This is a genomic window from Shinella sp. NM-101, assembly GCF_021401195.1.
Lineage (GTDB): Bacteria > Pseudomonadota > Alphaproteobacteria > Rhizobiales > Rhizobiaceae > Shinella.
Map to the genome: position 1 here is coordinate 12367 of NZ_JACBFT010000001.1, position 15688 is coordinate 28054.

Annotated in this window: 14 protein-coding genes; 8 read left to right on the forward strand and 6 right to left on the reverse strand. The window is 64.5% G+C overall.

The features are described 5' to 3' along the window. Positions 1-60 precede the first annotated feature (60 nt). Positions 61-573 carry a single-stranded DNA-binding protein gene (locus L0976_RS00070; protein WP_203318889.1) on the reverse strand — a complete coding sequence of 171 codons (513 nt, stop codon included), beginning with the start codon at positions 571-573 and terminating at the stop codon, positions 61-63. A gap of 288 nt (positions 574-861) precedes the next feature. Between L0976_RS00070 and uvrA the strand changes: the two genes are divergently transcribed. Genes uvrA through L0976_RS00085 form a run of 3 tightly spaced genes read left to right on the forward strand, consistent with a single transcriptional unit; the run spans position 862 to position 5014 of the window. Then, positions 862-3780 (forward strand): excinuclease ABC subunit UvrA, encoded by a 2919-nt coding sequence (gene uvrA / locus L0976_RS00075; RefSeq protein WP_234185526.1) that lies wholly within the window; start codon positions 862-864, stop codon positions 3778-3780. Then, positions 3777-4166 (forward strand): nuclear transport factor 2 family protein, encoded by a 390-nt coding sequence (locus L0976_RS00080; protein WP_234185527.1) that lies wholly within the window; start codon positions 3777-3779, stop codon positions 4164-4166. Before uvrA ends, L0976_RS00080 begins: the two co-directional genes overlap by 4 nt. A gap of 44 nt (positions 4167-4210) precedes the next feature. Then, positions 4211-5014, forward strand: coding sequence for a DUF72 domain-containing protein (locus L0976_RS00085; protein ID WP_234185528.1), 804 nt, complete (start codon positions 4211-4213; stop codon positions 5012-5014). A gap of 30 nt (positions 5015-5044) precedes the next feature. Here the strand turns inward: L0976_RS00085 and L0976_RS00090 are convergent, their stop codons facing one another. Then, entirely contained in the window at positions 5045-6532 is a 1488-nt protein-coding gene (locus tag L0976_RS00090; protein WP_234185529.1) for an NAD(P)H-hydrate dehydratase, read from the reverse strand. Positions 6533-6899: 367 nt separating this feature from the next. Here L0976_RS00090 and L0976_RS00095 point away from each other — a divergent pair, with 367 nt between their 5' ends. Both L0976_RS00095 and glnA read left to right on the forward strand, forming a co-directional pair. Then, positions 6900-7238 (forward strand): P-II family nitrogen regulator, encoded by a 339-nt coding sequence (locus L0976_RS00095; protein WP_011975544.1) that lies wholly within the window; start codon positions 6900-6902, stop codon positions 7236-7238. Between the two features lie 59 nt (positions 7239-7297). Continuing rightward, a complete protein-coding gene (glnA, locus tag L0976_RS00100) occupies positions 7298-8707 on the forward strand; it encodes a type I glutamate--ammonia ligase (RefSeq protein ID WP_203318894.1) in 1410 nt (469 codons plus the stop codon). A gap of 103 nt (positions 8708-8810) precedes the next feature. Here glnA and L0976_RS00105 read toward each other — a convergent pair whose 3' ends face one another. Together L0976_RS00105 and L0976_RS00110 are read right to left on the reverse strand one after the other, a co-directional pair. Beyond that, positions 8811-9845, reverse strand: a complete 1035-nt coding sequence (locus L0976_RS00105; protein ID WP_234185530.1) for a TAXI family TRAP transporter solute-binding subunit — start codon at positions 9843-9845, stop codon at positions 8811-8813. Positions 9846-9945: 100 nt separating this feature from the next. Beyond that, positions 9946-10968 (reverse strand): hypothetical protein, encoded by a 1023-nt coding sequence (locus tag L0976_RS00110; RefSeq protein ID WP_234185531.1) that lies wholly within the window; start codon positions 10966-10968, stop codon positions 9946-9948. A gap of 153 nt (positions 10969-11121) precedes the next feature. Between L0976_RS00110 and hspQ the strand changes: the two genes are divergently transcribed. Beyond that, positions 11122-11454, forward strand: coding sequence for a heat shock protein HspQ (gene hspQ / locus L0976_RS00115; RefSeq protein WP_203318897.1), 333 nt, complete (start codon positions 11122-11124; stop codon positions 11452-11454). A gap of 77 nt (positions 11455-11531) precedes the next feature. Here the strand turns inward: hspQ and L0976_RS00120 are convergent, their stop codons facing one another. Further along, positions 11532-12155 carry an invasion associated locus B family protein gene (locus L0976_RS00120; protein WP_203318898.1) on the reverse strand — a complete coding sequence of 208 codons (624 nt, stop codon included), beginning with the start codon at positions 12153-12155 and terminating at the stop codon, positions 11532-11534. Positions 12156-12447: 292 nt separating this feature from the next. Between L0976_RS00120 and L0976_RS00125 the strand changes: the two genes are divergently transcribed. Both L0976_RS00125 and L0976_RS00130 read left to right on the forward strand, forming a co-directional pair. After that, positions 12448-14247, forward strand: a complete 1800-nt coding sequence (locus L0976_RS00125; protein WP_234186181.1) for an extracellular solute-binding protein — start codon at positions 12448-12450, stop codon at positions 14245-14247. A gap of 115 nt (positions 14248-14362) precedes the next feature. Continuing rightward, positions 14363-15034 (forward strand): DsbA family oxidoreductase, encoded by a 672-nt coding sequence (locus L0976_RS00130; RefSeq protein WP_234185532.1) that lies wholly within the window; start codon positions 14363-14365, stop codon positions 15032-15034. A 6-nt stretch (positions 15035-15040) separates the two neighbouring features. Here L0976_RS00130 and L0976_RS00135 read toward each other — a convergent pair whose 3' ends face one another. Then, the gene (locus tag L0976_RS00135) at positions 15041-15682 is read right to left on the reverse strand and encodes a glutathione S-transferase family protein (RefSeq protein WP_234185533.1); all 642 of its coding nucleotides are present in this window, start codon (positions 15680-15682) and stop codon (positions 15041-15043) included. Between the last annotated feature and the right edge of the window lie 6 nt (positions 15683-15688).

The window sequence follows — 15688 nt, forward strand, 5'->3', positions numbered from 1 at the left end:
GCGTTGCCCCGCGGTGAGCGCCAGGAAAAAGACCGGCGCCGGGGCCGGTCTTTCATGTTCTCAGAACGGGATGTCGTCGTCCATGTCACGCGAGAGCGAACCACCGCCTGAACGGCTGCCAGCACCGGCGCCGCCTGCGGCCGGGCGCGAACCATAGTCGTCGTAGCTCGGCGCGGCGCCGCCGAAATCACCGCTGCCACGGTTTGCCCCGCCGCCTTCGCCGCGGCCGTCGAGCATGGTCAGCGTCGAGTTGAAGCCCTGCAGCACGATTTCCGTCGTGTAACGGTCGTTGCCGGTCTGGTCCTGCCACTTGCGGGTCTGCAGCGCGCCTTCGATATAGAGCTTGGCGCCCTTCTTCACATATTGCTCGACGACCTTGCAAAGGCCCTCGTTGAAGACGACGACATTGTGCCATTCCGTCTTCTCGCGGCGCTCGCCGCTGTTGCGGTCGCGCCAGGTCTCGGAGGTGGCGATGCGCAGGTTGGCGATCGGCCGACCGTCCTGCGTGCGCCGGATTTCCGGGTCCGCTCCGACGTTCCCGATCAAGATCACCTTGTTGACGCTTCCAGCCATACCCGTATTTCCCGTTGTCGCACCGGGCGTCGCGCCCGGTATCATTTCACTACATGAATGCGGCATCTTATCGGCTGCCGCGCGCCTGCGCCGCCCCGGACGTGGGATAATCCACAGATCAATTGCGAAATTTCGTTCTTTTTTTGTTCTAATAATTCCCTACACTCTTGTCAACCGAATCGGAAACGGGCACGGAATCTTCTGACCGCGCATGGACAGGCCCCAACCAATCCCTACATAGGAGCCGACGCCTTCTGCAATGCGCAACGACTTCTGACGCTGGACACAATGAGCGAACTCAAGACAATTTCCATTCGCGGCGCACGCGAACACAATCTCAAGGGCATCGATCTCGATCTGCCCCGCAACAAGCTGATCGTGATGACCGGGCTTTCGGGTTCCGGCAAGTCGTCGCTCGCCTTCGACACCATCTATGCCGAGGGCCAGCGCCGCTATGTCGAGAGCCTCTCGGCCTATGCGCGCCAGTTCCTGGAAATGATGCAGAAGCCGGACGTCGACCAGATCGACGGCCTGTCGCCTGCCATCTCCATCGAGCAGAAGACGACCTCGAAGAACCCGCGCTCCACCGTCGGCACGGTCACCGAGATCTACGACTACATGCGCCTGCTCTTCGCGCGCGTCGGCGTGCCCTATTCGCCGGCAACAGGACTGCCGATCGAGAGCCAGACGGTCAGCCAGATGGTCGACCGCGTGCTGGAATTCGGCGAAGGCACGCGCCTCTATATCCTGGCGCCCGTCGTGCGCGGGCGCAAGGGCGAGTACAGGAAGGAACTCGCCGAGCTGATGAAGAAGGGTTTCCAGCGCGTCAAGGTGGACGGCCAGTTCTACGAGATCGCCGACGTTCCCGCGCTCGACAAGAAGTACAAGCACGACATCGACGTGGTGGTCGACCGTGTGGTGGTACGGCCCGACCTCGCCTCGCGCCTCGCCGACAGCCTTGAAACCTGCCTCAAGCTCGCCGAGGGCCTCGCCATCGCGGAATTCGCCGACAAGCCGCTGCCTATCGAGGAGACGTCCGCCGGCGGCTCGGCCAACAAGTCGCTGAACGAGACGCATGAACGCGTGCTGTTCTCCGAAAAGTTCGCCTGCCCGGTCTCCGGCTTCACCATCCCGGAAATCGAGCCGCGGCTCTTCTCCTTCAACAACCCCTTCGGCGCCTGCCCGACCTGCGACGGCCTCGGCAGCCAGCAGAAGATCGACCCGGACCTCATCGTGCCGGAAAGCGAGCGCACGCTGCGCGACGGCGCCATCGCGCCTTGGGCCAAGTCCTCCTCGCCCTATTACAACCAGACGCTGGAAGCGCTCGGCGCAGCCTATGGCTTCAAGCTCTCCAACCGCTGGTCAGAACTGTCCGAGGAAGCGCAGAGCGCCATCCTCAACGGTACCAGGGAGAAGATCGAGTTCAACTACAAGGACGGCGCGCGCTCCTACAAGACGGTGAAGACCTTCGAGGGCATCGTGCCGAACCTCGAACGCCGCTGGAAGGAAACGGATTCGGCCTGGTCGCGCGAGGAGATCGAGCGCTACATGTCGGCCGCCCCCTGCCCGGCCTGCAACGGCTATCGCCTGAAGCCCGAGGCGCTGGCGGTGAAGATCAACAAGCTGCATATCGGCGAGACGACGGCAATGTCGATCCGCGTGGCGCGCGACTGGTTCGAGGCGCTGCCGGAGCATCTCAACGCCAAGCAGAACGAGATCGCCGTGCGCATCCTCAAGGAGATCCGCGAGCGCCTGCGCTTCCTCAACGATGTCGGTCTCGAATATCTCTCGCTGTCGCGCAATTCCGGCACGCTGTCGGGCGGGGAGAGCCAGCGCATCCGCCTCGCCTCGCAGATCGGTTCCGGCCTGACGGGCGTGCTCTATGTTCTGGACGAGCCCTCCATCGGCCTCCACCAGCGCGACAATGCGCGCCTCCTCGATACGCTGCGGCACCTTCGCGACATCGGCAATACGGTGATCGTCGTCGAGCATGACGAGGACGCGATCCTGACGGCGGACTATGTGGTCGACATCGGCCCCGCTGCCGGCATCCATGGCGGCGAGGTGATCGCGCAAGGCACGCCCGACGAAGTCATCGCCAATCCCGCGTCGCTTACCGGCAAGTATCTCTCCGGCGAGCTTTCCGTGGCCGTTCCAGCCGAGCGGCGCAAGCCGAAGAAGAAAAAGGAAATCAAGGTCGTCGGCGCGAAAGCTAACAATCTGAAGAATGTCACCGCATCAATCCCGCTCGGCGTCTTCACGGCCGTCACGGGCGTTTCCGGCGGCGGCAAGTCGACCTTCCTGATCGAGACGCTCTACAAGTCCGCCGCCCGCCGCGTCATGGGCGCGCGCGAGATCCCGGCCGAGCACGAGCGCATCGACGGCTTCGAATATATCGACAAGGTCATCGATATCGACCAGTCGCCCATCGGCCGCACGCCGCGCTCGAACCCGGCGACCTATACAGGTGCCTTCACGCCGATCCGCGACTGGTTCGCGGGCCTTCCCGAAGCGAAGGCGCGCGGCTACCAGCCGGGCCGCTTCTCCTTCAACGTCAAGGGCGGGCGCTGCGAGGCCTGCCAGGGCGACGGCGTCATCAAGATCGAGATGCACTTCCTGCCCGACGTCTACGTCACCTGCGACGTTTGCCACGGCAAGCGCTACAACCGCGAAACGCTCGACGTCACCTTCAAGGGCAAGTCGATCGCCGACGTGCTCGACATGACCGTCGAGGAAGGCGTCGAGTTCTTCGCCGCCGTTCCCGCCGTGCGCGACAAGCTGACGACGCTGAACCAGGTCGGCCTCGGCTATATCAAGGTCGGCCAGCAGGCGAACACCCTGTCGGGCGGCGAGGCGCAGCGCGTCAAGCTCGCCAAGGAACTGTCCAAGCGCTCGACCGGCCGCACGCTCTATATCCTCGACGAGCCGACGACCGGCCTGCACTTCCATGACGTGGCCAAGCTCCTCGAAGTGCTGCACGAACTGGTCAACCAGGGCAATTCGGTCGTCGTCATCGAGCACAACCTGGAGGTCATCAAGACCGCCGACTGGATCATCGACTTCGGCCCGGAGGGCGGCGACGGCGGCGGCGAGGTGATCGCGGAAGGCACGCCGGAGGATGTCGTCAAGGTCACGCGCTCCTATACCGGCCACTTCCTGAAGGAACTCCTGGAGCGCCGGCCGATGCGGAAGGCCGCAGCCGAATGACGGCCGATGGCGAAACGGCCGCGCGTGCGGCGGTCGAGCGGCTGAGCCATCGACTGTTGTCGAAGGACGCGAGGATCGACGATGAATTAGAGGACGACGCGCTGCCTGTCGGCTCGGAAATGGGCGAGCGCGCCGAGGGGCGCAAGGCCATCGCCCTCCTCTTCGCGGGCCTGATGGCCAAGCCCCGGACGGTCCGCTGGGCCTGGGACAGGCTGGATGTCGCCACGGAAGGCGATGTCGCCTGGATTTTCGCGGACGGAAATGCCCTGCCCGGCGAGAACGGTGGCGAGAGCGCCGTTCCCTATCGGCTTTCCGGCGTGCGCCGCCGCCGCGGCGACATCTGGCGATGGCGGCTGTTTCACAGGCCGGAGTCCGCCGCCGGCTGAAGCATTCCATCAAGCCGGTTGTACCGGCCATTCAGGAGGAGACCATGAGCACATCCGGCACCATCAGAACCGGCATCGGCGGCTGGACCTTCGAGCCCTGGGAGGGAAGATTCTATCCGGAGAAGCTGCCGAAGAAGCGGCAGCTCGAATTCGCCAGCCGCGAGCTTTCGGCCATCGAGGTCAACGGCACCTATTACGGCTCGCAGAAGCCGGAGACCTTTGCCAAATGGGCGTCCGAGGTGCCCGATGGGTTCATCTTCTCGCTCAAGGCGAGCCGTTTCACGACGAACCGCAAGGTGCTGGCCGACGGCGGCGAGTCGGTGGAGAAATTCCTGACGCAGGGACTGACCGAGCTCGGCGACCATCTCGGCCCGATCCTCTGGCAGTTCCCGCCGACGAAGAAGTTCGAGCCCGACGATTTCGAGGGCTTCCTGAAGCTCTTGCCGGAAACGCTGGACGGGCTCAAGCTGAAGCACGCGCTCGAAGTGCGCCATGACAGCTTCAAGGTGCCGGAATTCGCCGCGCTTGCCCGCAGGCACAAGATGGCGATCGTCTATGCGCAGCATGCGGACTATCCCGAGATCGCCGACGTGACGGCGGATTTCGTCTATGTCCGCCTGCAAAGGGGCTCGGACGACATCGAGACCTGCTATCCGGAAAAGGCGCTGGACGAATGGGCCGGGCGACTGAAGGATTGGGCGGCCGGTGGCGAGCCGTCCGACCTGCCGAAGGTCGATCCGGACACCAAACCCGCCAGATCGGCCCGCGACGTCTTTGCCTTCTTCATCACCTCGGGCAAGGTGAATGCACCGAACGGCGCACGGGAACTGAAGAAGCGGACGGGCTGAGGTCGGCTCGTCTCGACCGCGCCAGCCCGCTCACTCCTGCGGCCATGGCGGAATGGCGCGGGGCAGGTCCTCCGCCGTCAGCCCCTCGCCCGCGATGCGCCCTGCCTCGCCATGGCGCCAAACGGCGCCGGCCGCCGCCTCGAAGGCCGGCATCCCCTGTGCGAGATGGGCGCCGACGATACCCGCGAGCACATCGCCCGAGCCCGCGGTCGCAAGCCATGGCGGCGCGTTCTCGTTGACCAGCACGCGCCCGTCCGGCGCGGCGATAACCGTATCGGCCCCCTTGAGGATTACGGCCGCATTGGCCCGCGCGGCCGATTGCTGCGCGCGTTCGATCTTCGAAAGCGCCTTGTCGCCGGCAAGGTCGGGGAAAAGCCGGGCAAATTCGCCGTCGTGCGGCGTCAGGACCAGCCGCGCGGGTCCGTCCGCAAAGAGCCGGAAGAGCATGTCCGCATCGTCGCGGAACGCACTGATGCCGTCGGCGTCGAGCACGAGGTGACGGCCTTTTTCGGCGAGGAGGCGCACATGGCGCCGCGCCTTGTCCGCATGCCCGAAGCCGGGACCGAGGACGAAGGTTTTCAACCGCTCGTCCTCCAGCAGGGCCGCGAGGTCCGCCTCCCCGTCCACGCATTTCAGCATCACGCCGGTCAGGTGGGCGGCGTTTGCGGAAAGCGCGTCGGTCGGCGAAAGCAGCGTGACGAGGCCGGCCCCCGCGCGAAGGCCTGCCGCGGCGGAAAGGCGGGCCGCGCCGGTGGCGGTCGCCGGGCCACAGAAGACGGCGAGATGCCCACGCATATATTTGTGCGTTTCACCCGTCTGTGCCGGCAGCGCGACACGCCAGACGGCGGGTGCGTTCACCCGCATGTGGCCGGCATGCCCGGCGAGAATGCGGGCGGGAATGCCGATGTCGAAGACCTCCACCGCGCCCGCCAGCGCCTTGCCGGGCAGGAGCAGATGGCCCGGCTTGCGGCACATGAAGGTGACGGTCGCCACGGCCTCGAAGGCCGCGCCCCTCACCTTGCCCGTCCGGCCGTCGACGCCGGACGGCAGGTCGACCGCCAGAACGGGCAATGCGTTGCCGCGCACGGCAGCGATCACCCGGGCGGCCTCCTCCGGCAGGTCGCGGGCAAGGCCCGCGCCGAACAGCGCATCGATGACGACGTCGCCCGCCCGCGGGGCATAGTCCGAAAGCGGCGCCACATCGCCCTCGAAGCTGCCACGGGCCGTCGCCGCGTCGCCTTTCAGGGATAGAGGGTCGCCAAGGGCATAAAGGGCAACGTCGGCGCCCGCCGCCTGCAGGGCGCGCGCGGCGACATAGCCGTCTCCGCCGTTGTTTCCCGGCCCGCACAGGACGGCGAAGCGCCGGGCGCCCGGAAAGCGGCGCAGCGCAGCCGCCGCGACCGCCTGCCCCGCCCGCTCCATGAGGCCGTAGCCCGACAGGCCCGATGCCGCAGCGGCGCGGTCGATGCGTCCCATGTCCTCGGGCGTGATGATCAGCGTGTCGATTTGCCTGTGCATGGCATTCACCATGCCTGCAAAGAGGCGATGGAGGCAAGTCCGGTCTTCGCATCCGCGAAAGCCTGTTTTTTAAGCATATGCCTGCTCCGTATGCTTAAATTTGCAGCTTGGCCCGCCGCGCCCCGCGAAGGGCGCCGCGGCGATGCGCAGCCAGGGGCGGAAAGAGACATTTTTTAGGCAGATTCCGCTAGCCCTTTTGCCCGGAAAGCCGCATCATCGCCCGCGTGAGGACGAGCGGGATGGTGGCGGAAACGGATTTTTCTGTGAACTGGCACGCATCCTGCTTCAACTTGGCATGCTACGTGCATTTGAAGTGAGCAGCGGGCGCAGTCCTGCGCAAACGGGAGAAGCGGAGAGACATCTTCTCATGAAAAAGATCGAAGCGATCATCAAGCCCTTCAAACTCGATGAGGTGAAGGAGGCTCTTCAGGAAGTCGGCCTGCAGGGCATCACCGTCACGGAGGCGAAGGGCTTTGGACGCCAGAAGGGCCACACGGAGCTTTACCGTGGCGCCGAATACGTCGTCGACTTCCTGCCCAAGGTGAAGGTCGAGGTCGTTCTGGCGGACGAGAACGCGGAGGCCGTCATCGAGGCGATCCGCAACGCGGCCCAGACCGGCCGCATCGGCGATGGCAAGATCTTTGTCTCCAACGTCGAAGAAGTCATCCGCATCCGCACCGGCGAAACCGGTATCGATGCCATCTGATCCCGCCTGGCCGTCCGGCCAAGGCGTTCATCTCGTCATCACACACAGGAACCAGACTAATGACGACTGCCAATGACATCCTCAAGCAAATCAAGGAAAACGACGTAAAGTTCGTCGACCTGCGCTTCACCGACCCGCGTGGCAAGATGCATCACGTCACGATGGACGTCGGCTGCGTCGATGAAGACATGTTCGCCGACGGCGTCATGTTCGACGGTTCCTCGATCGGCGGCTGGAAGGCCATCAACGAATCCGACATGGTGCTGATGCCCGACCCGGCGACGGTTCACATGGACCCGTTCTTCGCCCAGTCCACCATGGTCGTGATGTGCGACATCCTCGACCCGGTCTCCGGCGAATCCTACAACCGCGACCCGCGCGGCACCGCCAAGAAGGCTGAAGCCTACCTCAAGGCCTCGGGCATCGGCGACACCGTCTATGCAGGCCCCGAGCCGGAATTCTTCGTCTTCGACGATGTCAAGTACAAGGCCGACCCGTACAACACCGGCTTCAAGCTCGATTCTTCCGAACTGCCGTCCAACGACGACACCGACTACGAGACCGGCAACCTCGGCCACCGTCCGCGCGTCAAGGGCGGCTACTTCCCGGTTCCCCCGGTCGACAGCTGCCAGGACATGCGCTCGGAGATGCTGACCGTCCTCACCGAGATGGGCGTCACCGTCGAGAAGCAGCACCATGAAGTGGCGGCCGCCCAGCACGAGCTCGGCGTCAAGTTCGACACCCTCGTGCGCAGCGCCGACAAGGTGCAGATCTACAAGTACGTCGTGCACCAGGTCGCCAACGCCTACGGCAAGACGGCGACCTTCATGCCGAAGCCGATCTTCGGCGACAACGGCTCGGGCATGCACGTCCACCTGTCGATCTGGAAGGACACCAAGCCGACCTTCGCGGGCGACGAATATGCGGGCCTGTCCGAAACCTGCCTCTACTTCATCGGCGGCATCATCAAGCATGCCAAGGCGATCAACGCCTTCACCAACCCGACGACGAACTCCTACAAGCGTCTCGTCCCGGGCTATGAAGCGCCGGTCCTGCTCGCCTATTCGGCCCGCAACCGCTCGGCCTCGTGCCGCATTCCGTTCGGCACCGGTCCGAAGTCCAAGCGCGTCGAGATCCGCTTCCCCGACCCGCTCGGCAACCCCTATCTCGGCTTCGCCTCCATGCTGATGGCCGGCCTCGACGGCATCAAGAACAAGATCCATCCCGGCAAGGCCATGGACAAGGACCTCTACGACCTGCCGCCGAAGGAACTGAAGAAGATCCCGACCGTCTGCGGCTCGTTGCGCGAGGCCCTCGAAAGCCTCGACAAGGACCGCAAGTTCCTGACCGCCGGCGGCGTCTTCGACGACGACCAGATCGATTCCTACATCGAGTTGAAGATGGCGGAAGTCATGCGTTTCGAAATGACCCCGCATCCGGTCGAGTTCGACATGTACTACTCCGCCTGACCGGCGGCACTGCCTCCCGTCTTCGGGCGGGAGGCGCTCCATACGAAAAACCCGGCCGATGGCCGGGTTTTTTGCTTTCTGTCGTTGGCAGGACGTCGCGGCGTTACTGCTGGAGCCGCTGCTTGAGAAGGTTCAGATACTCCTCGTTCGAATCGTCCGCTCCGCCTGCGGCATTTCCCGCAGCCGGCTTGCAGGAGGGCTTGTAGTCCAGCGCCATGCCGGCCTTCACGCAGACGCCGACCTGCCAGCCGGGCGGCAGCGCGGTCAGGTCCACCGTCTTCCATTTCGGGTGCCCGGTCGTCTTCAGCTTGTCGAGACCGCCGATGATGAGGCTCGAGAAGTCCGTGACCGTCTTGCAGCTATCGCGATGATAGGCGTTGCGCTTGACGTCGTAGTCGTAGGTCATCATCACGGCCTTCACGGCGACGAGATCAACCGGCTCGTCCTGGAACGAATAGGTGCCCGCCGCGATGCGCGAGGGCGTATAGGTCGCCAGCAGCGGCGCCTCGGTGATCGGCAGGAGATGGAATTTCGCCTTGTCGATCGCCTCGCCGGTGAAGAGGGCGGCGGGGGCGCCCGCGACATAGAAGAAGGCGTCGATCTCGCCGGAGAGCAGCTTCGGCAGCGCCTCGTCCGGGTTGATGTCCATGCGTTCGCCGGCCTTGACCTGGAGGATGTCCATGATCAGCGTGGCGGTGAGGAAGGTACCGCTGTCCTTCTTGCCGACGGCGACCTTTCTGCCCGCGAGGTCCTTCATGCTTGCGATGTCCCTGCGGGCCAGCACATGGATTTCCTCGTTGTAGAGCGGGAACATGATGCGCACGCCCTTCACAGCCTTCTGCACCTCGGGATCGTTCGCCTCGAAGGTCTTGAGATATTCGAGCACGTCGCTCTGCACGATGCCGAACTGCGTGTTGCGCCGGTTGCGCACGCCGACGAAGTTTTCGAGCGAGCCGGCGCTTTCGACGACATTGAGCTTAAGCCCGCATTCGGCACCGAGCGCGGCGATGTCCCGGCCGATCTTGATGTAGGTGCCCTGCGGGCCGCCGGTCATGATATTGCGCTCGAATTCCTGCGCCGGGGCTCCGCCCGCCGAAAACGCAAGGCCGAGCACGGCCGCCAGAACAGATCGCTTCATCCAAATCTCCTTCCGTCGGGGCAAGTCCGGGCACAGGCATGAACGGTCCTGCGCCCGCAGTTGCGTGAATACGAAGTCCTGCGGCAAGGTCGCCGCAGGACTAGCAGTCGCTGTCGAGCCCGCGCATCAGGTTCCTGAGCGTCAGCACCGGCACGCGCTTGAAGACGCCGCCGAGCGCGTTGGTGACGCATTCGCCGGAAACCAGCGCGCGCTCCAGTTGGTCGCGCTGGACGCTCGTCAGGCGGTCGAGGCCGGGCGTGTCGCGCATCGCCTGGGTTACCTCAGATGCATTGCGCGGATTGCGGCCGTCCGGGGCATTGTCGCGCGCCGGCCCCTCGCCGCCGTCCTCCGGCGCTTTCGGCTGCGCGCGCGCCGCGGCTTCGAGCGTATCGATCCGCGCTGCAAGCGAAGCGTTGCGGGCGGCAAGCGCGGCGACCTCGCGTTCCTTGCTGGCAAGCGCGTCGCGCAGCGCCGGCAGGTCCTTCGTCCGCATCGCTAGTTCGGCGCGGCGGGCGTCCTCCATCTGCCGGCGCAGCGTGGCGGCTTCGGCCTCCAGGCGCTCGGTCTCGGCGCTCTGCGCACTGTCCTGCTGGCCGCGCGCCTGGTCCAGCGCCTTTTCCAGCCGTGCGATCTGGTCGGTGACGAGGGAAAGCTGGCGTTCCCGGTCCTGCGCCGCCTCTTCCGCCCGCTTCCGGCGGGCCTCCGCATCCGCGGTGCGTTGCGTCGCTTGTTCCAGCGCTTTCTTCAATCCCGGAACGACGTCCTTTGTCAGCCGCGCGTTCTCGGCGGCGACGATCGTCGTGTCCGACGTGCCGGCATCGTCGCGCAAGGTTTCGATCTGCCGCTTGAGCGTGCCGTTCTCCTGCGCCGCGGCCTCCGCCTGCCGGCTGCTTTCCGCGATCTGTGCGGCGCGGGCGTCGAGCTCGCGCGCAAGCTCGGCGATACGCTTGTCCCGCGCATCGATTTCACTGGAGGAGGCCGCGCCGTCCATCGCGCGGAAAGCGCCGTAGCCGGCCGCACCGCCGAGCGCCAGGCTGACGATGGAGGCGAACAGGATGCCGGCCAGTCCGGATCCGCCGCTTGCCGTCGTTCCGTTGCCGCTCCTGCCCCACTGATTGTTCATGCCGTCCGATCCGCCCGAGCCATCTTTCTTCGAGGTACGCCGAAACGGTTTGGGGCGCAAGCGCCACCCCATCGCGGCGCAAACGCGGATGGCGACGGAACTATTGATGTTTCAGCGAAATTACCCAAATATAGGAGGAAAGGTAGGTACGCCATGAAGATGCGTGACGCAAAATTTGCCATCGGCGACGTGGTCCGCCACCGGGTTTTCCCCTTCCGTGGCGTGGTCTTCGACGTCGATCCTGAATTCGCCAATACCGAAGAGTGGTGGAATTCCATTCCGGCCGAGATCCGGCCGTCGCGGGATCAGCCCTTCTACCATCTCTTCGCGGAGAACGAGGACACGGAATATGTCGCTTATGTCTCCGAGCAGAACCTCGTTGCGGACGACAGCGGTCAGCCGATCCGTCACCCGCAGGTCCGCGCCCTGATGGACGTGGACCAGGGGCACTATCGCTGGAAGGAGCAGAGCGGCATCTTCCACTGATCCGCAAAAGCCCGATCACAGGCAATAAAAAACCCGGCCGATGGCCGGGTTTTTCGTATCTGATGGCGGGCCGCCGCTTACTGGCTCTTGGCAGCCTTCTGGGCATCCTCGAGCTTCTTGCGGGCTTCCTCGGCCTTCTTCTGCATTTCTTCCTGCAGCAGGCGCTGGCGCTCTTCGAGTTGCGACTGTTCGATCGGCTCGCCGTCGAACACGCCGGTGAAGCCTTCGAGCGAGATCTTGATCGGGTTCGGCGCGCGCTGGAAGTTGACAGAGGTAAGAACCAGTTCGCCGCCCTTCTTCAGGCTAGCGAGGACCTGGTCGGTGAGCGGTACTTCCGCGACGCACTTGTCCGGCATGCAGATGGCGTAGTCGAGCTTCTGCGCCTTGCCGCCGTCGATCTGCATCTGGACGCCGACCGGGATGAGGCGGGCGCTCGGCACCGAGACCTGCATGATCTTGCGGTTGGTCTTGCCGCTGACGGTGATGAGGCCGATGGCGGTGATGAGCTGGCCGCTGGTGGCGGTCAGAAGGTTCTGCACGATGCAGACGTCGTTGTCTTCCTGCTTGGTGCAGACCTTGAACCAGCCCTTCGGCGGAGCGGCCTGCTGAGCGAGCGATGCCGACGGAGCCGCCGCCAGGGCGACCGAGGCGGCAAAGGCGGAAAGCACGGTCCGCTTGATGAGATTCGATGTGAAGATCATGACGAGTTCGGTCTCCTGAAAATCCGGTGCCGGAGCGACAGCGCCCCTCCGCAAGGCCCCTCTCGGGCGTTTTGGTCAGCCGTGCGCTCTCCTGTCGGCGAAATGAGGCATTTGCATGACCCGCTTCGGCGTATCCTGTTACAATGGGCCGCGGCGGATATCCAGCCTTTCCTTGCGAAAATCCCGCGCGGCTTCTATTTCCGCGCTACCACGGTTCCGTCCACTTCGAGGCGGCTATAATGCATGAGAATCATCCGGCCCTGACGAGGAGATCCCGTTGCGCCCCTTCCTGATGGCCCTAGCCGCCTCGATGCTCGCTCTCGCCCCCCTGTCCGGCCTTGCCGCCCCGGTGCACGCCATCGCGATGCATGGCGAACCCGCGCTTCCGCCGGGCTATGCGCATTTCGATTACGTCAACCAGGACGTGAAGAAGGGCGGGCGCATCGCCTACGGCGTCGTCGGCACCTTCGACAACCTCAATCCTTTCATCCTCAAGAGCATGCGCACCACGGCGCGCGGCATGTGGGATCCGGAATTCGGCAACCTCGTCTACGAATCACTGATGCAGCGCTCGCGCGACGAAGCCTTCACCATGTACGGCCTCATCGCCGAAACGGCGGAATGGGACGACAACCGCTCGTTCATCCAGTTCAACCTCAACCCGAAGGCGCGCTGGGCCGACGGCGAGCCGATCACGCCGGAAGACGTCATCTTCAGCTTCGAGCTGCTGCGCGACAAGGGCCGCACGCCCTTCAGCCTCCGGCTCGACGGGGTCGAGAAAGTCGAGAAGGTCGGCGAACGCAGCGTGCGCTTCACCTTCAACGACAAGGCCGACCGCGAAACGCCGCTTCTGATCGCCGGCTATTCACCGATCCTGCCCAAGCACGCCATCGACGTCGAGACGTTCGACCGCACCTCGCTCGCCCTCCCGCTCGGCTCCGGCCCCTACAAGGTGAAGGAGGTCAAGCCGGGCGAGAAGATCGTCTATGCCCGCGACCCGGACTATTGGGCCAGGGATCTTCCCTCGAAGGTCGGCTTCGACAATTACGACGAGATCTCCGTCGAGTATTTCCTGCAGGACAATTCGCTTTTCGAGGCGTTCAAGAAGGGCGAGATCGACCTCTACCAGGAGGGCAACCCGACGAAGTGGACGCGCGGCTACGATTTCCCGGCCGCCCTCTCCGGCGCGGTCGTCAAGGACGCCATCACGCCGAAGACGCCTTCGGGCATGTTCGGCTTCGTCTTCAACACCCGCCGGCCGCTCTTCCAGAACCGGGACCTGCGCAAGGCGCTGACGCTGGTTTTCGATTTCGACTGGGTGAACCGCAGCCTTTTCGAGAATGCCTACAAGCGCACGCAGAGCTACTGGCAGAATTCCGAGCTGAGCTCGATGGGCGTGGCGGCCGATGCGCGCGAGCGCGAGATCGCCGGCCCTGCGCTGTCGCGCATCGACGCGGACATCCTCGACGGCACGCATCTGCTGCCGACGACCGACGCGTCGGGCCGTGACCGCAAGGTGCTGCGCGAGGCGATGGATTTCTTCCGGAAGGCCGGCTACGCCATCAAGGGCGGGCAGATGGTCGATGACGCGGGCAAGCCGCTGGCCTTCGAGATTATGACGCAGAACGCGGACCAGGAGAAGCTGGCGCTTGCCTACCAGCGTTTCCTCACCGCGCTCGGCGTGAAGGCGGCGATCCGCACGGTGGACGATTCGCAGTACCAGAGCCGGACGCAGACCTTCGACTATGACGTCATCGTCAAGGCGTTCCCCTCCTCGCTCTCGCCGGGCCGGGACCAGATCAGCTACTGGAGCTCGACCATGCGCGACCGGCCCGGCAGCTCCAACTTCGCCGGCATCGCCGATCCCGACGTCGACCGCATCCTCGAGGCCATCCTGACCGCGCGCACGGCGGAGGATTTCCGCTCGGCCGTGCGCCTGCACGACAGGATGCTGCTTTCGGGCTATTATGTCGTGCCGCTCTACCATCTCGGCGAACAGTGGGTCGCGCATTCCAAGCATATCGCCCGGCCGCAGGCGGTTCCGCTCTACGGTTTCCAGTTCCCGACATGGTGGGACGAGCGGGCGCAGTAAAGGGGTCATCCCCAGAACTCGGGTTACCCTGAGGTAACCTGTTGAAAGCGGCGGCGCGTCGGCCTATCTCGGCGTCCTGTTCCGGAATCTCCCGGCACCTCGAAAGGAAAACCGGATGGAAGCCATTACGATCGATGTCGTCTCTGATGTCGTCTGCCCCTGGTGCTATCTGGGCAAGAAACGGCTCGACAAGGCGATCGACGCCGTGAAGGACGAGCTTGTCGTCACGGTGACGTTCCGGCCCTACCAGCTCAATCCCGACATGCCGCCGGAAGGCGTCGACCACAAGAAGCATCTCGCCGAAAAGCTCGGCGGCACTGACGCCGTCGACCGCGCCCATCAAATGCTGACGGGGCTGGGCAAGGAGGACGGCATCGCCTTCGACTTTCCCGCCGTCACGATCAGCCCCAACACGCTCGACGCGCATCGCCTCCTGCGCTGGGCGATGATCGAAGGCCCCGAAATCCAGGGCCGCGTCGCGCTCGCCCTCTTCAAGGCCTATTTCGAGGAAGGCCGCAATGTCGGCGACCGTGCCGTGCTGCTCGACATCGCGGAAGCCTCGGGCATGGACCGCGCCGTGGTGACCGCCCTCTTTTCCGCCGGCGCCGATGTCGATTCCGTCAAGGAGGAGATCGGCATGGCCCGCGACATGGGCGTGACGGGCGTGCCCTGCTTCATCATCGACAACAAATACGCCGTGATGGGCGCCCAGTCCGTCGATGTTCTCACCAACGCCTTCCGCGAGATCGCGGCGATGAAGGCGCAGGAGCGCGTCGGGCAGAATTGAGCGGTCCTATCCGCTCGCCGCAAGAACGGAGGGGCGGACCTTGCTCCGCTCCCACCATGCCTGAATGGACGGGAATTCGCGAATGAGCGCGGCGCCCTCCGGCGCTTCCTTGAACAGGCCGAACATCGGAGCGGCATGAAAGTCGGCCAATGATGGCTCCGGCCCGGAGAGCCAGTTTTCGGCTCCCAGCAAGTTCGAAAGCGCCCCCAGGAAGAGGCGGGCCTTTTCAACGCCGGCGGCAATGCGTGCTTCGTCTATCGCCTCGTTCCCGGATGCCTCCATCCGCTGCACGTAGACATCCCACACCATCGGCAGATAGGCGTAATTGTCCAGCATCGCGACGATCTGGTTCATGCGCGCGCGATCACGAAGAGCGCTCGGCTGCAGCGGCGGTCCGGAAAATGCCTCATCCACGTAGCGGGTTATCGCACTTGTCTCGTAGAGGGCGAACCCGTCGTGCTCGAAGGCTGGAATACGGCCGAAGGGTTGCCGCGCAAGATGCTCGGGCGGCGCGCCCTCGTCTGAAAACACGTCCACCGGCACGAGATTGTAAGGCACTCCCTTTTCATGGAGTGCGATGCGCACGATCCGAACGTAGACGCTGTAGCTTGCGCCATAGACCGTGACCGATGGATGCATTTCCGGCATTTAGCA